General features: G+C 33.0%; 17 protein-coding genes. 10 read left to right on the plus strand and 7 right to left on the minus strand.

Going from position 1 to position 23,851, the window contains the following annotated elements; translation table 11 throughout:
* Positions 1-11: 11 nt before the first annotated feature.
* Positions 12-785 (minus strand): alpha/beta fold hydrolase, encoded by a 774-nt coding sequence (locus GQR95_RS06530; RefSeq protein WP_159022405.1) that lies wholly within the window; start codon positions 783-785, stop codon positions 12-14.
* A 179-nt stretch (positions 786-964) separates the two neighbouring features.
* Between GQR95_RS06530 and GQR95_RS06535 the strand changes: the two genes are divergently transcribed.
* Positions 965-2,662 carry an FAD-dependent oxidoreductase gene (locus GQR95_RS06535; protein WP_159022406.1) on the plus strand — a complete coding sequence of 566 codons (1,698 nt, stop codon included), beginning with the start codon at positions 965-967 and terminating at the stop codon, positions 2,660-2,662.
* Positions 2,663-2,767: 105 nt separating this feature from the next.
* On the opposite strand, the gene GQR95_RS06540 is transcribed toward GQR95_RS06535, so the two are convergent.
* Entirely contained in the window at positions 2,768-3,424 is a 657-nt protein-coding gene (locus tag GQR95_RS06540; RefSeq protein WP_159022407.1) for a hypothetical protein, read from the minus strand.
* Positions 3,425-3,526: 102 nt separating this feature from the next.
* Between GQR95_RS06540 and GQR95_RS06545 the strand changes: the two genes are divergently transcribed.
* Together GQR95_RS06545 and GQR95_RS06550 are read left to right on the plus strand one after the other, a co-directional pair.
* A complete protein-coding gene (locus GQR95_RS06545; protein ID WP_159022408.1) occupies positions 3,527-4,849 on the plus strand; it encodes an aspartate kinase in 1,323 nt (440 codons plus the stop codon).
* Positions 4,850-4,905: 56 nt separating this feature from the next.
* A complete protein-coding gene (locus tag GQR95_RS06550) occupies positions 4,906-5,352 on the plus strand; it encodes a GNAT family N-acetyltransferase (RefSeq protein WP_159022409.1) in 447 nt (148 codons plus the stop codon).
* A 159-nt stretch (positions 5,353-5,511) separates the two neighbouring features.
* On the opposite strand, the gene GQR95_RS06555 is transcribed toward GQR95_RS06550, so the two are convergent.
* The 3 genes from GQR95_RS06555 to GQR95_RS06565 form a co-directional block, all read right to left on the minus strand.
* On the minus strand, positions 5,512-6,141 hold the full coding sequence (locus tag GQR95_RS06555; protein WP_159022410.1) for a DUF6563 family protein: 630 nt from the start codon (positions 6,139-6,141) through the stop codon (positions 5,512-5,514).
* Positions 6,142-6,175: 34 nt separating this feature from the next.
* A complete protein-coding gene (locus GQR95_RS06560) occupies positions 6,176-6,742 on the minus strand; it encodes a hypothetical protein (protein ID WP_159022411.1) in 567 nt (188 codons plus the stop codon).
* 189 nt (positions 6,743-6,931) lie between these two features.
* Positions 6,932-8,224, minus strand: coding sequence for an aminopeptidase P family protein (locus GQR95_RS06565; RefSeq protein ID WP_159022412.1), 1,293 nt, complete (start codon positions 8,222-8,224; stop codon positions 6,932-6,934).
* 378 nt (positions 8,225-8,602) lie between these two features.
* On the opposite strand from GQR95_RS06565, the gene GQR95_RS06570 reads away from it, so the two are divergent.
* From GQR95_RS06570 to GQR95_RS06600, 7 genes are all read left to right on the plus strand, one after another.
* A complete protein-coding gene (locus GQR95_RS06570; protein ID WP_159022413.1) occupies positions 8,603-9,262 on the plus strand; it encodes a succinate dehydrogenase cytochrome b subunit in 660 nt (219 codons plus the stop codon).
* 12 nt (positions 9,263-9,274) lie between these two features.
* Positions 9,275-11,287, plus strand: a complete 2,013-nt coding sequence (locus GQR95_RS06575; RefSeq protein WP_159022414.1) for a fumarate reductase/succinate dehydrogenase flavoprotein subunit — start codon at positions 9,275-9,277, stop codon at positions 11,285-11,287.
* A 10-nt stretch (positions 11,288-11,297) separates the two neighbouring features.
* Positions 11,298-12,044, plus strand: coding sequence for a succinate dehydrogenase/fumarate reductase iron-sulfur subunit (locus GQR95_RS06580; RefSeq protein WP_159022415.1), 747 nt, complete (start codon positions 11,298-11,300; stop codon positions 12,042-12,044).
* A gap of 99 nt (positions 12,045-12,143) precedes the next feature.
* Positions 12,144-13,913, plus strand: coding sequence for a DNA mismatch repair protein MutS (locus GQR95_RS06585; protein WP_159022416.1), 1,770 nt, complete (start codon positions 12,144-12,146; stop codon positions 13,911-13,913).
* Between the two features lie 186 nt (positions 13,914-14,099).
* Complete coding sequence (locus tag GQR95_RS06590; protein WP_159022417.1) at positions 14,100-15,227, plus strand: efflux RND transporter periplasmic adaptor subunit; 1,128 nt, start codon at positions 14,100-14,102, stop codon at positions 15,225-15,227.
* Positions 15,227-18,430: an efflux RND transporter permease subunit gene (locus GQR95_RS06595; RefSeq protein WP_159022418.1), complete on the plus strand. Its 3,204-nt coding sequence runs from the start codon at positions 15,227-15,229 to the stop codon at positions 18,428-18,430. Before GQR95_RS06590 ends, GQR95_RS06595 begins: the two co-directional genes overlap by 1 nt.
* Complete coding sequence (locus GQR95_RS06600) at positions 18,420-19,736, plus strand: TolC family protein (RefSeq protein ID WP_159022419.1); 1,317 nt, start codon at positions 18,420-18,422, stop codon at positions 19,734-19,736. Before GQR95_RS06595 ends, GQR95_RS06600 begins: the two co-directional genes overlap by 11 nt.
* Positions 19,737-19,817: 81 nt before the next feature.
* Here GQR95_RS06600 and GQR95_RS06605 read toward each other — a convergent pair whose 3' ends face one another.
* Together GQR95_RS06605 and GQR95_RS06610 are read right to left on the minus strand one after the other, a co-directional pair.
* Entirely contained in the window at positions 19,818-20,840 is a 1,023-nt protein-coding gene (locus GQR95_RS06605) for a phytase (protein ID WP_159022420.1), read from the minus strand.
* A 139-nt stretch (positions 20,841-20,979) separates the two neighbouring features.
* Positions 20,980-23,832 (minus strand): TonB-dependent receptor, encoded by a 2,853-nt coding sequence (locus tag GQR95_RS06610; protein ID WP_159022421.1) that lies wholly within the window; start codon positions 23,830-23,832, stop codon positions 20,980-20,982.
* Between the last annotated feature and the right edge of the window lie 19 nt (positions 23,833-23,851).

A 23,851-nucleotide genomic window follows, 5' to 3' on the forward strand; every position in this document is an offset into this window, starting at 1 on the left:
AAATACACTTTTTATTCGATGAAATGCATTAATTCTTGTAAGGTTTCGCTTTCATTTTCTATAAAACTCATGTGTCCGCCTGGTAATTCAACTAATTTTACTTCTGTGTTTAAGGTTTGCTGAATAAGTGATTTTGGGTCTAAAACGGGGTCGTTTTTACCGTAAATAATCATTTTTTTGTAAGGCGAAAAGTGGAATAAAACTTCTAGATCTTGTCTCACCTTCATGCCTTCTTGAGCTGCGATGTAGCCCTGAAGTGGCGTTCTAAGTGCTTCTTCTTTTAACCAATCTATATCTTTACTAAATTTCTTCGCATTTTCAGGTTTAAATAAATTGGCAATAGACATTTTAACCATGCCTTCGTAATTATGCTTTACAACTTCTATAGCACGATTTCTTAAGTCTAAACGTTCAGGCGAATCTGTTTTTGCTGTAGAGTTAAGAAGTACTAAACCTTTAATATTGTCTGGTAAACGTTCTGCTAAAACTAAAGACACGTAACCACCCATAGAGTGTCCAATTACATAATAACGTCTAATCTTTAAATGATTTAGAACCGTTTGTACAGCATCGGCCATCATATCCATAGTATGTATGTAGCCAATACAAGCCGTATCTCCATGACCTAATAGGTCTATGCAAATAACGCGATGTTTCTTTGCTAGTTCAGGAGCAATGCGTTTCCACATGCTACTGTTTTCTAAGAAACCGTGAAGTAAAATAATAGCTGTTCCTTTTCCTTCGTCGCTATAATATATAGGAGACCCTTTGTGTTGTAAAATCATATGTAATTAATGTTAAAACAAAGGTAGTAATCATTGCCTAATTTTCATATAATAATCTAATGTAGGTGGTCTTTTACATATTAATTAGATTTCATTGGATTACGAAATTGGTTGAGTGACTAACGTTACATTTTATTAAAAGAGTTTGGTTCAAATTTGTGTAGAAACTAAGAGGTACAATGAAAAGAATTATAGTAATTGGTGGGTTGTCTGCAGGACCATCTGCAGCAGCGAAAGCAAGAAGAGAAAATGAACAAGCCGAAATTATTTTGTTCGAAAAAGGGGCTAATATAAGTTATGCGACTTGTGGTATGCCTTATGTTTTTTCTGGAGTTATAGAAAGCAGAGATAATTTATTAGTCGTAAAACCAGCATTGCTTAAAACACGATTTAATATTGATGTCCGTTTAAACGAAGAAATCATAAGAATAAATACCAAGGAGAAAATTGTTTACACCGAAACCGATGGTTACAGATACGATACGCTTGTTTTTGCAACAGGAGCAAGTTCTGTGGTGCCACCAATAGATAATGTGAAATTGGCACATGGTTGGTCTACGTGCCGCTCTATGGTCGATTTTGATAAGATTACAAACGAAGCACTTAGTAGTAATTCAAAACATATTACAGTTGTTGGTGGTGGATTGATAGGTGTTGAAGTTGCTGAAAATTTAAAAGAAGCAGGGAAAAATGTAACTTTAATAGAAGGTGCTCCATTTATTTTAAATATGTGGGAGAAAAAGTTTGCGAAATTTGGAGAGGCGGTTCTAATTTCAAAAGGGGTAGAGGTCTTGTCTAACACTTTTGTATCTAAATTTGATATCGATAAAGGTGGTAAAATTTTAGCAGTGATTACAAGCGATGGAAAACGTATTCCAACCGACTTTGTAGTTCTAAGTGCTGGAATTAAGCCAAACACGCAATTACTTTTAGATGAAGGTGCAGAAGCTATTGGTAATGGCGCTTTAAAAGTAAATGAGTTTATGGAAACCTCTATTAAAGATGTATTTGCTGCTGGCGATAATATTTCAATTAAAAACGTACAAACTAACGAAGATGATTATTTCCCGTTAGGAACGCATTCCAATAAAGCAGGTCGTGCAGCAGGATCGAATGCTACAAATGGAAATATAGCGTTTAAAGGGGCTTATAAAACTGCAATAGTTAAGGTGTTCGATTATACATTGGCAAGAACAGGTATGAATGCTACAGCCTTAAATAAAAACGGTATAGATTTTAAATCCGTATTAGTGGTTGCGGGTTCTACGCCTAGTTATTACCCAAATCCGAAAGATTTAATTATAGAATTGTATTACAATCCAAAAACAGATGAGATTTTAGGTGCAGAGCTTTTTGGTGAATATGGAGTAGATAAACGGGTCGATGTGTTGAGTACAGCAATCTATGCCAAGTTAAAAGTTTCCGATTTACCGTTATTAGATTTAGCATATGCACCACCTTTTTCGCCGGCTAAAGATCCTGTGGTTGTTGCGGGATATGTAGTTGAAAATATCTTAAACAATAAAACTGATCAAATTTCGGTTGAAGATTTAGAACGTTTTATGGACAACACGCCTAAAGACGAATATCTGTTATTGGATGTTAGAAATGAGAATGAATATGAAAAAGGAACTATTCCTGGAGCGATTAATTATCCGCTAGATACTTTAAGACAAAATATTGATAGCGTGCTTGTGCAAGAAAAAAAAGTAATTGTGTTTTGTCAAAAAGGCTTACGAGGATATTTAGCGGAGTCTATTCTTAGACATAATGGTGTTACGGATATCTTTAATATTGGAGGTGGCTATAAAGTTTGGGAGATGTATAGTGATAAAATTGAAGTTCCAAACATGCACATACCGCATGCGTCAGTCTAAAATGATTTAGAAGTACATAATAATCAAAAAAACCGTTGCTCTGAAATGTTTCTGAACAACGGTTTTTTAATTAATAATTATAAGTTTCGAATATTTGTTTAATCTTTAACTGTGTAGGCGTTTTATGGCAGAAAAAGCCTTGTTTACAAACAATTCTTCAACTAAAACGGTAAACTCGTTTGTTGTAGATACGACTTCGTAAAGTGTAATGCCTTCCCATGCTAAACGTTTAAATATCTGGTAGTAAAGCCCTGCGATTTTAGTGTTGTCCGATGGTAGACTAATGCTAATTGCAGACAGATTATTCTGTAATCCAATCTGGTTTTCAGTTGTGAACAATTCTTCAACATGTTTCTGTTCTGAGCTTGAAATTATAATATTGCTTTCGTGAATACCACGTGTAAAAGCGTAAAATATATTCGATTTGTCTCCTATTTTTTGAATCACTTTCGCGTGACTCTCAAAAAGAGTTGTCGAGTTTTTATAAGTATAGTTAGATAGGTTAGAGCGTACGGTAATATCTCCTAAACTATTTAAAACACGTTTTAATCGTACAGAGTTTCCTAAGTCTTTTGGTGGCGAATAACGGCGTAAAGCCATCATAATAGCTCCGGATTTAACAGGTTTTCTTAGCATTTCTGAGATCGGATCGACTAACTCTTTAGCTAAAGCCGAATAGTTTACAATGTTTCTAGAAATAGCTTCTTCTAAAAAGGGTTGTGCAAGTAATATTTCTTCAACACAAGAGGCAATGGTTTTCATTTGTTAATTATTTAACATTATGTGTAAATTTAGAACAAATTTTTCATTTTTATTTTAATTCATCTAACTCTAATTACATTTGAGTCTTTAAAACTAAAAATTATGCTTGTATTAAAATTTGGAGGAACTTCTGTTGGGTCTGTAGAAAACATGGCTAACGTAAAAAGTATCGTGTCTGAAGGTGGGAGAAAAGTAGTGGTATTGTCTGCAATGTCGGGCACTACAAATGCTTTAGTAGAAATATCGAATACAATTACTGAAGGTAAGTCTTTAGATGCTTTAAATTTAGTTGAAGCTTTAAATAATAGATATATAACTGTTGTGAATGATTTGTTTTCTAAACAAACTTTTATAGACGAGTCTTTAGAATATGTAGATGCTGTTTTTAAAGAATTAAGAGAATTAACTTCTCAGCCACATTCTGCTTTTTTATATAACATAATTGTAGCTAAAGGAGAGCTGTTATCTACGTTTATGTTTAGTCGTTTTTTACAGCAAGATGGAATAAAAGCTACATTAATTTCGGCTTTCGATTTTATGCGTACAGATAGATTGCATGAACCAGATTCTTTTTATATCAAACAAAATTTAGATCGTATTTTAAATGAAAATACCGATACTGAAATTTTTATAACTCAAGGATTTATTTGTTTAGACGCAGACGGACATATTTCTAATTTAGAACGTGGAGGAAGCGATTTTACAGCTAGTATTATTGGTGCTGCTGTAGGTGCAGATGAAGTTCAGATTTGGACAGATATTGATGGATTCCATAATAACGATCCGCGTTTTGTGCACGACACAGATGCGATTTCGCATTTATCTTTTGATGAAGCTGCAGAATTAGCATATTTCGGAGCAAAAATATTACATCCGCAAACGGTAATGCCTGTGCGTGATTTAAAAATTCCGGTACGTATTAAAAACACGATGGATCCTGCTGCTCATGGAACCTTAATAGACGATTCTGCAGAAGGAGAAGGTATAAAAGCCATTGCTGCTATTGATGGAATTACAGCCATAAAAATTAAGTCGGCACGTATGCTTCAGGCTTCTGGTTTCTTGAAAAAAGTATTCGAAATTTTTGAAAAATATCATACATCTATAGATATGATTACAACGTCGGAAATTGCGGTGTCTTTAACTATAGACGATGCGACATTTTTACAAGACATTGTAACAGAATTAGAAGAGTTTTCTAATGTAAGTGTAGATTCTCACAGAACTATTGTGTGCTTGGTCGGGAATAATATTGTGCACCATCCAGATACACATAAATTATTTCAAATTTTACAGGATATAAACATTAGAATGATTTCTTACGGTGGAAGTAATAACAACATTTCATTGTTAATAAATACAAGCGATAAATTAGAAACATTGCAAAAATTACATCGATACGTTTTTGAAGAAGCTTTAGTGTAAACTGTAATTAATTTTGTTATTATATTTTGATGATGAAATTGAAATAAATTTTAAGAATGACTTATAGAAAAGCCGTAGCAGAAGATATAAAATCTGTTACAAAATTATTTAATGCGTACAGAGTTTTTTATAAAAAGGAAGCTGATTTTATTAGTGCTGAAAAATTCTTAACAGAACGACTTAAAAATAATGATTCTGAAATTTTTGTTGCTGAAAGTAAGAACAGCGAGCTTATAGGGTTTGTGCAGTTGTATCCTTTGTTTTCTTCTACGAGAATGGAGAAGTTGTGGCTTTTAAACGATTTGTTTGTAAATCCTGAATATAGAAGCCAAGGTGTTTCTTTAGGTTTAATAGAAAAGGCAAAACAATTAGTTAAAGATACAAATGCTTGTGGTATGTTTTTAGAAACAAGTAAGTCTAATTTAATTGGAAATAATTTATATCCTAAAACAGGTTTTGAATTAAATGAAAGTTCTAATTATTACGAGTGGAATAATAGTTAAAAGACCACACAAGTGAGTCTAAAAAAATATACAGCATATTTTTTTAGACTCACTTGTGTTTTTAAGAGGAATTACGGTTTTATTTACTGTGTTTTCTGAAGGGAATTCAGTTGTAATTGAGCCGTTCTTAGCTTGGACGAATACCGATTTGTATATCTTTTAGTTGTTGTTTAACAATTGTAAATACTTTATTAAAACTTGCTCATTCACTTTGTCTATCTCGTTATTATATTGTGTAAGCAATTTACTATTGTTTGATAAAAGCAGCTCTAAGTTTTCAGGTGTCACAGTAATAATTTTATTTTCGGCTTTGTCTATTGCATATAAAAATCTCAATGTCGCTAATTTAGCGCCTTGAAATGCTCCACCTATGGCGCCAGAATAGTTGCTTGTTTTTGTTTGCTTTTTTCTTTCGTCAATTTGCTGAGATAGTCCTCCTTTAAAGACTAGGTATTTACCATCGGAAATTACATTGGAGTACCATGGTTGAGCTTTGTATTGAAAACAATTTAAGTATAAGGAGTCTCCTGTGGAATAGGCCCAAACCTCTTTCTTTACTGTTTTTTTTGAAACAGATTTATCAGGCGATGTTAGTTTGAAGTCATTACCACCATTCATCTTAATGTCTCCAGTTGTTCTTTTTTCAATTATTAAATTATAATGTTGTGATGGTTGTTTATTTATAATTTCTTCAATGCTCATGTAAGTTCCTTTAGGAAAATCTACTTGAGCAAATGATTGATTTTCAATAAGTAAAGTTGTGGCTAGAAATAATAAAATTAATCTCATTTTATTGTTTTGATTTAAGTAGTTAGTTTTTTAATTAGAATGAGTACCCAATTCGTAAATGAATATTTAATACTAGTAGGTTTTTGTCTCCGTAATAATAATCCTCTTTTGTTGTTATATATCGTCCATAACCAAGGCCTATTCCTGTTTCGTAATTAAAATGATTGCCTATATGCCTTCTAATACCCCAAGTAGGTATTATGGTAAAGTCTCCAATAAAGTTGAGGTTTTCTGCATTTGTAATTGTAAACCAATCGGGATGGTAACTTGTTCTTATAGAAATAAAATTTCCTGTATTATTGGTAGTGCTTTTATTTTTAGTTGCTCTTTTATTAATGTTGTAGTACCAGCGTGGCTCTATCGCTAAAATAGGTGTTAATAAATAACCGTTAAAATCGTTTACATCGCTTCCCCAAAACCCTGCGTCTAAACCTATTTCACTACGTAAGGCAATTCTATTTGTAAGTCGTAATTCATGATTTGCATAAATTCCAAGAAAACCTGTTTGTGCTCCAAAAATAGATTCTTCTACAGTTGTTGTTTGTGTGTGTCCGATAATAGAGATTGTAAAAACAGATAAGAATGTTAAGAGTTTTTTCATGTAAAAGACAATGTCGCTTTAGTAAGTGGTGATTGTAAAATATGAATATCTGTTTTAATAAATATATTTAGATCCTGTATTGTCAGGTGTTTACAAATAACGAACAATTGTAGTGAAAAACCAAATAGCATAAAAAAAGCAGAATTTATTTCTAAATTCTGCTTTTTTTATATCTAGTAAAAATAAATATTACTTATTCATAAGCGATTCAATTTCATCTGCATCAAGAGGAATATTTTTCATTAAGTTAAAAGGGGCTCCTGTTTTTTGAATAACAACATCGTCTTCTAAACGAATTCCGAATTTTTCATCAGGAATATAAATACCAGGCTCTACAGTAAATACCATGTTTGCTTTCATAGGCTCTGTAAGTATACCGTAATCGTGAGTATCTAATCCCATGTGGTGAGATGTTCCGTGCATAAAGTATTTTTTGTATGCAGGCCATTCTGGGTTTTCGTTTTGCACATCTGCTTTGTCTAATAATCCTAAGCCAAGTAATTCAGAGGTTACAACTTTTCCAACTTCTGCGTGGTATTCTCCCCAAATTGTACCGGGAGTAAGCATTTTAGTAGCTGCTTTTTTTATGCGGTGTACTGCATTGTAAACAGCTTTTTGTCTGTCTGTAAATTTACCAGAAACGGGAATGGTACGTGTCATGTCGGAAGAATAGTTTGCGTATTCTGCACCAACATCTAGTAAAATTAAATCACCAGCCTTACATTCTTTATTGTTTTCTATATAATGTAATACGTTTGCACTGTTTCCTGAAGCAATAATAGGTGTGTAGGCAAATCCTTTAGAACGATTGTTTAAAAACTCGTGCATAAATTCTGCCTCAATATTGTATTCCATTACGCCTGGTTTTGTAAACTCTAAAATGCGGCGGAATCCTTTTTCAGTAATATTACATGCTTCTTGAATAATATCTAGCTCAATCTGATTTTTTACAGAACGTAAGCGTTGTAAAATAGGATTGCTTTTGGCAACATTGTGCGCAGGATATTTTTTTATTAACCAAGCGTTAAATCGGTCTTCGCGAGTTTCTGTTTCTACGTTGGCTCTGTAATGTTCGTTTGTGTTTATGTAAACCGTGTCGCATTGCGTCATAACTTCTTTAAAAACGCGTTCGAAGTCTTGTAGCCAATATACGGTTTTAACACCTGATGTTTTAAATGCAGCCTCTTTGTCTAGTTTTGCACCTTCCCAAACTGCAATATGTTCGTTTGTTTCGGTTAAAAATAAAATGGCTCTATGTTTTGGGTTCGGACAATCTGGAAACAATACTAAAATACTGCTTTCTTGGTCTACACCACTTAAGTAAAATATATTACGATCTTGCTCAAAAGGTAATGCGCTATCTGCACCAATAGGATACAAGTCGTTAGAGTTAAAAACCGCTAAACTGTTAGGTTTCATTTGAGCAGAAAAATGAGCTCTATTTTGGATGAATAAATCGGAGTTAATTGGATGGTATTTCATTTTAATTTGAAGTTTAAATGAGAAGTTTTTTCAAAATTACATATATAATAAGTATTGCTATAAATAGAAATCTTAAAAAGATGTTAAAGCTTTTTTATTGTCTTTTTTTTATTCAAATTACAACGATTGAGCTCTGTTTTGTGTGATTTTTGATGATTTATCATTTTATGCTAAAATTTGAAGAAGTCGGGGTGGCGAAAAATTATTCTTTTTGGTTCATCGTTTGAATAAAATGAAAAATTAGTTCAACTATCATTAAATCAGTGTTTTGGATACTTCTTTAAAATCATTCTAAATATAAATTAAAATGCCTTAGTTTTTGTCTATAAATCTATTCTAGTTTAAATTTGTTGGGAATAAAACTAACATTAAAAAATAATGAGCGGATTTCTTAAATCTTCGATAGGAAGAAAAATTGCTATGGCACTTTCGGCATTCTTCCTTATGTTTTTCTTAATAATTCATTTAGCAGTAAACATCACGTCTATTTTTAGTCCTGATTTGTTTAATGAATTATCTCATTTTATGGGAACCAATCCATTAGTTCAATTTGCTTTACAACCGGTATTAGTATTTGGTGTTGTATTTCATTTTGTTATGGGATTTGTATTAGAATTAAAAAACAGAAAGGCAACAATTGTAAAGTATGTACAAGACAATGGTGCAGCGAACTCTACATGGATGAGTAGAAATATGATATACAGCGGAATTGCGATTCTTGCTTTTATTGTACTTCACTTTATCGATTTCTGGATTCCAGAATTAAACCACAAGTACATTGTAGGGATGCCAGAAGATCCAACAAGATATTTTGGAGAGTTACAACATAAATTTGTTCCTGTATGGAGAGTTATTGCTTATGTAGTTGCTTTCATCTTTTTAGGATTGCACTTAGCACATGGTTTTACATCTGCTTTCCAATCTATGGGTTCTACAGCAGGTCGTAAAAAAACATTACAACAAATAGGTAAAGCGTATTCAGTTATTATTCCTTTAGGGTTTATAATTGTTGCCGTTTTCCATTTCCTTAACCATTAATCTTAAATATAAATGGCTTTAGATTCAAAAATACCAGAAGGTCCAATTAAAGATAAATGGACAGACTATAAAAATCATATAAATCTTGTAAACCCAGCGAACAAACGTAATATAGATATTATTGTTGTTGGTACAGGTTTAGCAGGAGGTTCGGCAGCAGCAACGTTAGCCGAATTAGGATATAATGTAAAAGCATTTGCTTATCAAGATTCTCCTAGACGTGCACACTCTATTGCTGCACAAGGAGGAATAAATGCTTCAAAAAATTACATGGGAGATGGTGATTCTAATTATCGTCTTTTTTACGATACTGTAAAAGGTGGAGATTACCGTTCTCGTGAAGCAAACGTATATCGTTTAGCTGAGGTGTCTGGTAATATTATCGACCAATGTGTTGCTCAAGGTGTTCCTTTTGCACGTGATTATGGTGGGTTATTAGATAATCGTTCGTTTGGTGGTGTATTAGTGTCTAGAACATTTTATGCTAAAGGGCAAACAGGACAACAATTATTATTAGGTTGTTATTCTGCAATGAACCGTCAGATTGCTCGTGGAAAGATTGAAATGTTCAATCGTCACGAAATGTTAGAAGTTGTTAAAGTTGGCGGAAAAGCAAGAGGTATTATTGCTCGTAATTTAATTACTGGTGAGATTGAACGTCATTCTGCGCATGCTGTTGTTATTGCAACAGGAGGTTATGGAAATGTATATTTCCTTTCAACTAACGCAATGGGTTCTAATGCTACCGCAGCTTGGAAAATTCATAAAAAAGGAGCGTATTTCGCAAATCCTTGTTATACACAAATTCACCCAACATGTATTCCACGTTCAGGAGATTATCAGTCTAAATTAACATTGATGTCTGAGTCTTTACGTAACGATGGTCGTATTTGGGTTCCTGCTAAAATAGAAGATGCTAAAGCAATTCAACAAGGGAAATTAAAACCTACAGATATTGCAGAAGCAGATAGAGATTACTACTTAGAAAGACGCTATCCTGCATTTGGTAACTTAGTACCACGTGATGTTGCATCTAGAGCAGCAAAAGAACGTTGCGATGCTGGTTACGGTGTGAATGCAACAGGAGAAGCTGTATATTTAGATTTTGCATCTGCTTTTGTACGTTATGGTACAGAACAAGCAAAAATACACGGAATTAAAAATGCTTCTGAAGCAGAAATTAAAAAATTAGGTCAAGGAATTATTGAAGAAAAGTATGGAAACTTATTTCAGATGTATGAAAAAATCATCGCTGAAAATCCTTACGAAACGCCAATGATGATATATCCTGCAACACACTATACAATGGGAGGTGTTTGGGTTGATTATAACTTAATGACAACTGTAGAAGGTCTTTACTGTATTGGTGAAGCTAACTTCTCTGATCACGGAGCAAACAGACTTGGAGCTTCTGCCTTAATGCAAGGTTTAGCAGATGGTTATTTCGTGTTACCTTATACTATTGGAGATTATTTATCTGATGATATTAGAACAGGAAAAATACCAACAGATACTCCAGAATTTGAGGAAGCTGAAAAAGCTGTTAAAGATCAAATAGATTTCTTTATTAATAATAAAGGAACAAAAACTGTAGATCATTTCCATAAACGTCTTGGAAAAGTAATGTGGGATAAAGTAGGAATGTCTCGTAACGAAAAAGATTTAAAAGCTGCTATGGCAGAAATTAAAGGTATTCGTGAAGAGTTCTGGAAAGATGTTATGGTTCCTGGTTCTGCAACAGAAATGAATGTAGAATTAGAAAAAGCAGGACGTGTAGCAGATTTCTTAGAGTTAGGAGAATTGTTTGCAAAAGATGCTTTAGTAAGAGCAGAATCTTGTGGAGGTCACTTTAGAGAAGAATCTGTAGAATTAGACGGTGAACAAAAAGGAGAAGCAAAACGTGATGACGTAAACTTTGCTTTTGTTTCAGCTTGGGAATACAAAGGAGAACCTGCAGATGCAGTTCTACATAAAGAAGAATTAGAATTTAAAGATATTGAACTAAAACAACGTTCATACAAATAAGATTGACATTATGAATTTAACACTTAAAATTTGGAGACAAAAAGACTCGAATGCAAAGGGTCAAATGGTCGATTACAAAGTTAATGATATTTCAGAACACATGTCTTTCCTTGAAATGATGGATGTTTTGAACGAACAATTAGTAAACTCTGGGGAAGAACCAGTAGCTTTCGATCATGATTGTCGCGAAGGAATTTGCGGAATGTGTTCTCTATATATTAACGGTGAAGCTCACGGTCCAGATCGTGGAATCACGACTTGCCAATTACACATGAGAATGTTTAATGATGGCGACACTATTACAATTGAGCCTTGGAGAGCATCTCCTTTCCCTGTAATTAAAGATTTAATTGTAGACAGAATGGCTTTCGAACGTATTCAGCAAGCAGGAGGTTATATCTCTGTAAATACGTCTGGAAATACGCAAGATGCCAACTCGTTACCAATTTCTAAACACGCAGCAGATGAAGCTATGGATGCAGCTGCATGTATTGGTTGTGGTGCTTGTGTTGCAAGTTGTAAAAACTCGTCTGCAATGTTATTTGTTGGAGCAAAAGTATCGCAATATGCGTTATTACCACAAGGACAAGTAGAAGCTGCAGATCGTGTTAAAAACATGGTAGCACAAATGGATCTTGAAGGTTTTGGTAACTGTACTAACACTGGAGCATGCGAGGTAGAGTGTCCTAAAGGAATTACTTTAGAAAGCATTGCACGTATGAACAGAGAATTTGTTAAAGCAAATGTAAAAGGATAATTAAACCCTTTTAATTATTATAATATTAAGAATCCCAAGCATAACGCTTGGGATTTTTTGTTTAGTTTTATTCGTTTTTAAATTTTTATAATTCATTACATGAAATCTCCTATCACTTTCTATAAAGCGCAATCTCAAACCCATCAAGTAAAAGCGACTGCTTTAAATAAACACATGCGATTATTAAGCATATTACGTTTGTTAGTCTTTTTAAGCACTGTTTATGGTATTTATTTAACGTTCTCTAATTGGCAAGTTGCTGTGGCAATTGCTGTGGTTGGAATTGCCTTATTTTTATTTCTGCTGTTAAAGTATACAAACATTAAACAACAACGGAATCTAGAAAAGGCAATAGTAGCCATTAATGAAGATGAACTAAAAATTAAGACTGAAGGATTTATCGATAGATTAGATGGTTTAGAGTTTCAAGATCCATTACATGAATATTGTTTAGATATCGATTTGTTTGGTCGTGGTTCTTTCTTCCAGAATATAAACAGAACATATATTAAAGAAGGAACAGAGAAGTTGTCTGATGCGCTTAAAGCAAATGATGTAAATAATATTACTAAACGTCAGGACGCAATTAAAGAGCTGGCAGATAAAGCCATTTGGAGACAAAATTATAGCGCTATTGCCAGTTTAATTAAAGTAGAAACGCCAGCTAAAAGCATAAATGCATGGCTGTCTAACTATACACCTAAATTTAAACCCTTTTTAAAAGTTTTACCTTTAATTTTTTCGGTTGTATCCATACTTGCTTTTGTGGGGGTGTATCTTAATATGGTATCTCCAAATTTATTAGGTGTTTGGCTTGTTGTAGGTATTTTGTTAACTGGAGCGTTTTTAAAATCTATTAGTGTCATTGCTTCACAAACAGATAAACTTAAAGAGACGTTTAAACAATATGCAGCTTTACTTGATAAAATCGAACAAGAAACATTTCAATCGGAATTGTTGATTGAAAAACAAAATATGATTACCCAAGAAGGGGAAAAAGCTTCAGAAATATTTTCAGAATTATCCAGGTTACTAGATAACTTAGAGAATAGAAACAATCTAATTTCTGCCATATTTGGAAATGGTCTTTTTCTTTTAGATATTAAAAATTCTTATGCTATAGAGCAATGGATAAAAAAATACGCTCATAAAACTACAGATTGGTTTGAGGTTATTTCGTTTTTCGATGCGTATAATTCATTAGGAAATTATGCCTTCAATAATCCTGAATTTATCTTCCCAGAAATTAAAGAAAACGAAGATGTTATTTTAGCTAAGAATTTAGGGCATCCGTTATTAAAAACAGCGAAACGTGTAGATAATGATTTGAATATTAAAAACGAAGAATTCTTTATTATTACAGGAGCAAATATGGCGGGGAAAAGTACATTTCTTAGAACGGTTTCGCTTCATATTGTAATGTCTAATGTCGGGTTGCCTGTGTGTGCAGAAACAAGTACTTATAATCCGATTAAATTAATTACAAGTATGCGCACAAGCGATTCGTTAACAGACGATAGTTCGTACTTCTTTTCAGAATTAACGCGTTTAAAATATATTGTAGATGCTATTCAGACAGATCGTTATTTTATTGTTTTAGATGAAATCTTAAAAGGAACAAATAGTACAGATAAAGCCATTGGCTCTCGCAAGTTTGTCGAGAAATTAGTAGCCTCAAATGCTACTGGAATTATTGCAACTCACGATTTAAGTTTGTGTGAAATTTCAGGTGAATTACCAAAAGTGAAAAATCATTATTTTGATGCTGAAATTATTAATGACGAATTATATTTTGATTATACGTTCAAAGATGGTATCTGTCAGAATATGAATGCGAGTTTTCTGCTTAAGAAAATGGAAATAATTTAATATTTATTGGTTTAAAAATTCTATTTTTTTTCAACGAATATTAAAGGCTAAGAGTTTTGTTTTTAGTGCTTAATAGCTTCCTTGAAATTCTGTAATAATTAAAATGTTGTATTTTGTGTTTTATTTAACAAGGTTAGACTAAACTATGCGACATATATAGGGTCTAAATTATTTATATAAGATCTTATGAGAAAAACTTTACTTGCAGTTTTAGGACTACTACTTATAGTAGCCTCAATTTTTGTAGCAAAATTCTTGATTGATAATAAAAACAAAGTTAAACCTGTAGCTCCAAAAGTAGTTAAAGTTGTTTTTGCTGATACAGCTAAAAATAGCACCATTCCAATTGTAATTCCTGCAAATGGAAATCTCACCGCAAAGCGCAGATTTGAACTCTACGCAGAAGTGGAAGGTATCTTTAAATCAGGTTCTGTTTTGTTTAAAGCAGGGCAAGAATATAAAAGAGGTCAGGCCTTAATTCGTATTGAAGATTCTGAGTATTATGCAAGTGTACAATCTGCGAAAAGTGATTTATATAATTCTATTGCGGCTATAATGGCCGATTTGAGATTAGATTTTCCTGAAGTTTTTCCTAAATGGGAAGCATATTTAAAAGGGTTCGATTTAAATAAGACAACACCGAAACTTCCCGAAATGACTTCAGAAAAAGAAAATTATTTTATTACAGGTAGAAATATTGTTACTAATTATTTCAATGTTAAAAATTTAGAGCAACGTTTATCAAAATATGTAATTAGAACTCCTTTTGATGGTATCTTAACAGAAGCATTGGTAACCGAAGGTACGCTTATTAGAAGTGGTCAGAAATTAGGTGAATATATAGATCCATCTGTTTACGAAATGGAAGTTGCTATTAGTAAGTCTTTTGCAAGTTTATTGCAAGTAGGAGAATCTGTTGCTTTAAATAACTTAGAAGGCACAGAAACGTATACAGGGAAAGTATCTCGTGTTAACGGAAGCGTAGATGTTACAACCCAAACCATTCAAGTTTTTATTGAAGTAAAAGATGAAAAATTAAAAGAAGGTATGTATTTAGAGGCTAATTTAGATGCTAAAGATGAAGAAAATGCAATAGAAATAGATAGGAGTTTACTTTTAGAGACTAAAGAAATCTTTGTTGTTCGTGATTCTGTTTTAGATGTTATTCCTGTTAAACCAATACATTTTAGCGATACTAAGGTAGTTTTAAAAGATGTGCCAGACGGCAGCATTATTGTATCTCGACCTATTCAAGGCGGTTATGCCGGTATGTTAGTAAAAGTTTTTAATGAGCAATCTAATACTAACAACTAATGAGAAAAATAATAGCTTATTTTATTAAGCATCATGTCGCCGTAACGATATTCATTTTGGCGTTTACCGTTTTTGGAATATTAGGATTGTTATCTTTAAAATCTTCGTATTTCCCAATTATAGAATCTAAAATCATTACTGTACAAATTGCTTATCCAGGAGCATCACCTCAAGAAATAGAAGAAGGTATTGTACTTCAGATAGAAGATAATTTAAAAGGATTACAAGGTGTAGATCGTGTAACATCTACATCATCAGAAAATAGTGGTACCATTACTATTGAAATTAATAAAGGTGAGAATATAGATTTCATGCTTTTAGAAATTAAGAATGCTGTAGATCGTGTACCAAGTTTTCCTTCAGGTATGGAACCTCTTGTTGTTGCAAAAACCGAAAATGTTCGAGAAACAATTTCGTTTGCAATTAGTGGAGAAAACATTCCGCTAGCAACATTAAAACAAATAGGGAGGCAGGTTGAAAATGACTTGAGAGCAATAGAAGGAATTTCGCAAGTCGATGTGTCTGGATATCCTGAAGAGGAAATTGAAATTGCTGTTGATGAAAATAGTCTTTTAGCTTACAACATAACCTTTAGTGAAGTTGCTTCTGCTGTAAGTAATTCTAATATTTTAGTTACAGGTGGAAATATAAAAACAGACGCAGAAGAGTTTCTTATCCGTGCTAATAATCGCTCGTATTATAGCGACGAACTTTCTAATGTGGTGGTTCGTGCATTTGCAGATGGAAAAATAATTCGTTTAAAAGATGTAGCTGTTTTAAGAGATAGATTCTCTGAAACACCTAAGGCTACTTATTTTAACGATAAATTATCTGTTAATGTTAGTGTTACAAGTACCGATACCGAAGATTTATTGTCTTCCGCAGATCTTGTTAACGCATATATTGTACAATACAATCAGTCGCATAATAACGTGAAATTAGATGTAGTTAGGGATTTATCTATTACATTAAAACAACGTACGCAATTACTAACAGAGAATGCCATTGCAGGAATGCTGTTAGTTCTATTGTTTTTATCTTTATTCTTAAACACTAGATTAGCATTTTGGGTGGCTTTCGGGTTACCAATTTCTTTTCTTGGAATGCTTATTTTTGCAGGTCAATTTGGAGTTACTATAAATCAGTTTTCGTTATTTGGAATGATTATCGTAATTGGTATTTTGGTAGATGATGGTATTGTAATTGCCGAAAATATCTATCAGCATTTCGAGAACGGAAAAGATCCAATTAATGCTGCCATAGACGGGACAATGGAAGTTATTCCTCCTGTTGTTTCTGCCATTATAACCACCTTATTAGCTTTTTCAACGTTCTTGTTTTTAGAAAGTCGTATAGGTGAATTCTTTAGTGAAGTTTCTGTTATTGTTATTTTAACTCTAGTTGTATCGTTAATAGAAGCGCTTATAATTTTACCTGCGCATTTAGCACACTCTAAAGCATTACAAAGACATAAGGACAAAAAGGATAAACCGAAATCTAAAGCAGGCTTGTTTTTCTCTAAAATGAGGGGTATTAATGCTTTTGGAGATCGTATCATGATTTTCTTAAGAGAAAAAATTTATGCTCCTGTGTTAGACTTTATGTTCGAGTTTAAAATATTAGCACTTGGTATATTTTTAGGTGGTTTAATTTTAACTTTTGGAGCTATTGGAGGAGGTGTAATTGGGGTTACCATTTTTCCGAGTATTGCCAGTGATCGTGTGTCAATAGAATTAGAAATGCCTAATGGTACAAATGTTCGTGTTACAGATTCTATTATGGCTATTATTGAAGAAAAGGCACATGTGGTGAACGAAGAATTTACTAAAAAATATTTAGGAGGTACAGATAAAATACTTTTTGAAAATACTATTAAAAATATTAATAGTGAATCTAGTGCAACCTTAAATATAAATATGTTGCCAGGAGAAGAACGTCCAGATGTGATTAACTCTTCTTTGGTTGCTAATCGTGTTCGCGAATTAGTTGGTTCAGTAATAGGCGTAGAAAGTTTAATTTTTGGATCTGGAGGTAATTTTGGTGGTAGCCCAGTAGCAGTCTCTCTTTTAAGTAATAATATTGAAGAATTAAAAGCGGCTAAAGTAGAACTGAAATCTATATTAGAAACGAACCCGTTGTTAAAAGATGTTGCAGATAATGATCCTGCAGGTATTAAAGAAATAAGATTAGAACTTAAAGAAAGTGCCTATTTATTAGGATTAGATTTAAGTGCCGTAATGAGCCAAATTAGATCTGGTTTCTTTGGTGTGCAAGCACAACGTTTTCAAAGAGGACAAGATGAAATACGTGTTTGGGTACGGTACGATAAAGAAAATAGAGCGTCTATTAATAATCTAGACGATATGCGCATTGTAACACCAACAGGAGAGCGTGTGACCTTAAAAGATATTGCAACCTATTCTATAGAGCGTGGTGATGTTGCAATTAATCACTTGGAAGGGCGTAGAGAGATTGAAGTGTCGGCAGATTTAAAAGATCCAAACACAAGTGTAACAGATATTTTAGATGATATTAAAGCGACCATTATGCCTCAATTAACAGCAAAATATCCTACAATTTCAGCCTCTTATGAAGGCCAGAACCGAGAAGCTTCAAAATTAAATACATCACTTAAAAGTGCAGGTTTAATCATTATCCTTTTAATATATATCACCATTGCCTTTACTTTTAGAAGTTTAAGTCAGCCATTGCTTTTAATACTGTTAATCCCTTTTAGCTTAACCGCAGTAGCTTGGGGACATTGGCTTTTAGGTTTTCCTGTAAACGTATTGTCATTACTAGGTATTATTGCTTTAATTGGTGTTATGGTAAACGATGGTCTGGTGCTTATTGGTAAGTTTAATACCAATTTAAAAGACGGTTTAAAATTCGATGATGCCTTAAAAGAAGCTGGTAAATCACGTTTTAGAGCTATCTTTTTAACTACAATTACCACTATGGCTGGTTTAGCACCTTTACTTATGGAAAAAAGTAGACAAGCTCAGTTTTTAAAACCTATGGCCATTTCAATTACATTTGGTATTGCCTATGCAACCATATTAACATTACTTGTCTTGCCACTATTCTTATCGTTTAGTAATAGTATTAAACAGAAAACAAAATGGTTAATTACAGGAGAACATGTTACAAAAGAAGAAGTAGAACGTGCTATTAAAGAAGAAAATGAAGAGGATGAACATTAAATATAAAATAGTTATACTCATGTTGTTTGTGTTTACATCGGCAACAGCACAACGTGTTTTAACTTTAAACGAAGCAGCTACCATTGCTTTAGATCATAACTATGGTATTAAAATAGCTAAGAATAATACAGAAATAACCAAAAATAATAAGAGTATTTTAAACTCGGGTTATTTACCAACCTTAACAGGAGATGCTGGTGCTGGATATGATTTAAATAATACTGAAGCCGTATTTTCTGATGGAACTGTAACCAAATTAAACGGCGCAGAGAGTTCTAATTATAATGCATCAATAGATTTAGATTACACACTTTTTGATGGTTTAGGTCGCTATTACGATTATAAACAGCTGAAAGAAGAATATCAATTATCTGAACTTGAAGCTAGAGAGACTATCGAGAATACTATTGCGCAATTATTTACAGTGTACTACAATGTGGCACAGGTTTCTGAAAATGCAAATGCTTTAAAACAAACATTAGAAATTTCTAACGATCGTATTTTAAGAGCGCAATATCAGTTTGATTATGGTCAAGGAACCATGCTAGATGTGTTAAATGCTCAGGTAGATATTAATAATGATAGTATTAATTTAATGAATTCTGAACAAACACTGTCTAATACCAAACGCGATTTAAATGTTGTTTTAGGTACAGAATTAGAATTGAATTTTGAAGTAGATACTTTAATTACTTTTATGTTAGATATCAATAAAGAAGATTTACATGCTAAAATGAGAGCAAATAATGTGTCGCTCTTACAAATTGATAAAAACATTGTAATTAACGAGTTTACTATTAAAGCAAATACATCTGGTTACTTGCCTACAGTAGGATTAACGGGTTCTTATGGTTGGAATAAAAATAACAATAATGCAGCGTCTTTCTTGTCGGAATCTACAAACACGGGATTAAGCGGAGGTGTAACCTTAAGTTGGGATTTGTTTGATGGTGGTAGCACATTAACTAATGTAAGAAATGCGAGAATTAATTTAGATAACCAAAAGTTAGAAAAAGAGTCTATCTTCATTAGTTTAGATCGTGATTTTAATAACGCTTGGGGAGATTATAAAAATAAATTGAAGATTTATCACATTCAGGAGAACAATATTATAACCTCCCAAAATAATTTTGATCGTACTCGAGAGAAATTTAAACTAGGACAAGCAACTTCAATAGAATTTAGACAAGCTCAACTAAACTTATTAACGGCAGAGTTCAGTAAAAACAATGCTAAATATGATGCTAAAATAGCCGAGCTGTATTTGCTACAATTAAGCGGAGAGTTATTAAATGTGTCTTTTTAAGTGCTATATTATATAGTATAAAAAAAATCCCGTGTTCATGGATATGAACACGGGATTTTTATTTGTACAATACAATCTAAATTATCTTAGTTTCAGAGAATCTAAAGTGTGAAAAAAGAAGTCTCTTTCATCGTTCATAGATACAAATAAACCATTCGGATATTTAGGACCTAAAGCTTCTGTCGTTACATCGCAACCATCTGTTTCTAGTGTGCCAAGGTTTATTTTTTTTACAAAACTATTATCGCCACGTTTAAAAATATTGAAAGTATGATCTTGTTGGTCTGAGACTATTAAATAACCATCGCCATCACTATAAGTTGCAAGTGCAATACCTTCTATGTCGCGATTAAAAAGATCGCCTCCAAATAATGAAATTTGTTTGTTTCCTTTCGCCGGATTAGCATAAAATTTACGAATACCTACACCTTCATCAGAATAATATACATGTCCTAAAGCATCATCTACAACAATAGCTTCAATTTCTTTATTTCCGCTAAATGTTCCGAATTTTCTAACCAATTTAGTGGTCACATGTTCTGCCTTTGGTTGCAATTCGTACTGATATAAATAACCTTCCGTAGGTCCTTTCTTACGACCTACAATAGCGTATATTTTATTGTTTTCTGGGTTTTTGTATAAACTAATTCCCATAGGGCGTCTTAATTCAAGGTCTGTTTCATCTTCAAAAACAGGAAAACCGCCGTTGTCTAAAGGTGTCATATCCGGAATAGAATATAAACGTATTTGATGCTTTTCACGTTCTGTAAACATCATGATATCAATTTTAGTCGAATCGTTTAAAGAAAATCCATATTCAACATCTACATTGTTAGGATAACTTAATCCAGTAATGCTTTTTTCTTTAATAATTTTTCCGTCTAAATCGAATGCGTATACACCACCATTAACTTCGTCTTTATCTGTTCCGAAAACAATACTTTGCTCAGGATTAACTTTATTGATCCAAATGGTAGGATCGTCTGTGTCGTGTGGTGTTTTCTCGGTAATTAAAGTGGGTTTAATCTCTGGTAAATTGGTTGTGTTTTTGCAAGATGTAAAACAAATTAATGCTACAGCAATGCTAAATATATATATTTTCATGTGTTAAGTTTTTAATAGGGTTTCAGTCGTCGTCATGCTGAACTTGTTTCAGTATCTCATTAATCATGAGAATTAGAATTTTTAAAGTGAGATTATAAAACAAGCTCTTAATAACAACTGGGGTTAAATGCTAATTCATTTATTTTTTAAATAAATCGTATTTCAATCCAAATGTAATGCGTGTTTTATAATATTCCATTTGCATGGTTCTAGAACTCACACCTTGGTAATAACGTAAGGGTTGGTTTGTAATGTTGTTAACATCTACATATAAACTTAACTGCTTAGTTATGTTTGCGCGGGCGTTAAGGTCTAAAAAGAATTGCTCGTCGTAATATCTGTCTTCGAATGCACGACCTCCAATTTCATCTATATAAGCATCAGAATAATTAGCAGATAAACGTAAGCTAAAGTGCTTGTTTGTGTATCCTAAAGACCCATTAAACATGTTTGGAGCTGTGTTAGGTAAATTTAAATCTTCTCGCTCTTCTCCATCTTCATTTCTAATTCCAGAAGCATCAGATTTAAGATACGTATAGTTTAAATAGATGTTCAAGTTTTTAAGGAAACCGGGTAAGAAATCTAACTGACGTTGGAATGCGGCTTCGAAACCAAATAAATTAGCTTTGTCTCCATTAAACGGTTGGTACACTTCATAACCATCTGCATCTTCGTATTGAAATGTGTAAATAAAATCTTCAATATTTTTATAGAATACTCCTCCGGAAAGTAAACCTACAGAAGAGAAATAATGCTCTGCCATAATATCGAAATTCATAGATGTTGTAGGATCTAAATCAGGGTTTCCTAATACTATTTCTTCGTCTTCGTTATTAATTTCTTTAAACGGTACTATATCTACATAATTTGGTCTCGCAATAGTGTTTGTCCAAGCAAAACGTAACACAGTCTTGTCTGTAACATCGTATTTTACATGTAGACCAGGTAAAATATTGGTGTAATTATTTTTGCTTGTAACTGGAGATGTTTCTAAATAATCGCCATCGGCATCAAAAACAATTTCGTTTCCGGTAGCATCTACATCTGTATGCTCTAAACGTAAACCAAAAAGAAAGCTTAGTTTGTCTGTTATATTTTGGTTGGTCATTGCATAAGCTGCGTAAACATTTTCTTTAACATCGTAGTTTGCAGTAGTGTATTCGTCTGGTTTGTCTTCAGATTCAAATAAATCGGCATCATAAAGATCTAAATTTCCTAAATATTCAGGCGTACCAAAATATCCTATTTGATATTGAGAGCCTGCACTATAATCTGATCTTGTGTAGTCTTTACTTGGAATGTTTCCTAAGAATTCTAAATCGTCAGTTTCAGGGCTGTATTCTGTAAAGTCGTTATCACGTGTTTTAGATTTTAATCTGGTTTTTGCTCCAAATTTCAATGTTCCATTTTCTTTGTCTAGAAGGTGTAATGGAACTTCAAAATTTACTAAAGCATTAAAGTCTGTTTCGTCTGTATATTGATTTTCTTCAGATAATTCTCCGAATTCGAATAAACTAAAATCAGATTCGTCTGTATTACTAGGTGTAAAATTTGGCTTGTTAGCGTTGTTGTTAAACGTAACACCATATTCGCTTTCGTATTCTAGGTAGCGCTCGTTTAAACGCTCTTCAGATGCTTTAGAGTAAGATGCCATCCAATCTAGCTGTAGGTTGTTTACTAAATGCTCACCACCAATGCTGTAGTTTTGCATACGTTGATCTTCTAAACGTGTGTTTTTAGAACGGTCGTTATCTATGCCACCTTTTGTCTGGCGTTTGGCTTCAACAGGGAATGCTGTTAAATTTCTGTCAGCATCAACACTAAAATCTCCAACAGAAATATCTTCTCCATCAAGAATTTCTTGTTCTAAACGGAATCTATTTTCGCGATCGTCTCTCCAGTTGTAAATAGATTTAAAATAAAGTGTGTTATTATCGTTTAATTTATAATCGAAGTTAGCAGAAAAACTACGACGCACACGCTGGATTTGGTATTCTCTAATTTCTGAAACATTAGCATAAGGATTAACTTCTAATTCTTGTAAGATGTCTTCGCCTTCGCTATTTTGTTCTCCTGTGTTATATTCAAATTCATCGTCCCATTCTGCTTCAACATCATCAGATCCAAATTGAGTATCGTTGTAAGAAGTAGCCACTACCCAACCAAATTTGTTGTTTTTACTACGATCTCCTAATAAGAAGGATCCGTTTAATATACGTTTGTCGTTAATTAAATTAATACCAGAACCTCCAGTAGCCGAAAATCTGAATCCTTGTGGCGATGTTCTTGTTATTAAGTTTACAGAACCACCTATAGCATCTGCATCCATATCTGGAGTTACCGCTTTATTAACTTCGATAGATTGAATCATATCCGAAGGAATTAAATCCATTTGTACGTTTCTGTTATCGCCTTCTGCAGATGGAATTCTACTTCCGTTTAATGTTACCGAGTTTAATTGAGGTGCTAAACCACGAACAATAATATTACGAGCTTCACCTTGATCTACCTGCATGGTAATCCCAGGAATACGCTTTACAGCATCTCCAATATTGGCATCTGGAAATTTACCAATCTGATCTGTAGAAACAATGTTAGTAATGTTTTGTTTGTTCTTTTGTGTATTAAGCGCTCTGGCCTGACTTCCAAAACCAAAAGAGACTACTTGTACTTCGTCTAATTCTGTAGTTTGTTCGGTTAATACAATATTTAAATTAGTTGTCTGTTTAGGCGATACTGTAATTTGTTGACGGTATTCTGAATACCCTAAATATTTTATCACTAAAGTATACGTGCCAGCTTCTACATTTACAAGTGTAAATTTTCCGTTGAAATCTGATATAGCTCCTTTATTAAGTTGTTCAATTAATACAGAAGCTCCAGGAATTGTGATTTTATTTTCATCTGTAATGAGACCTTGAACTTGTCCAGTTTGGGCTAATGCACTAAATGAGGTTACAATGAGTAGCATTAATGTAATCCAATTTTTCATGATTTTTTGTTAATTTTTG

This window comes from Formosa sp. L2A11 (assembly GCF_009796865.1).
Lineage (GTDB): Bacteria > Bacteroidota > Bacteroidia > Flavobacteriales > Flavobacteriaceae > Formosa.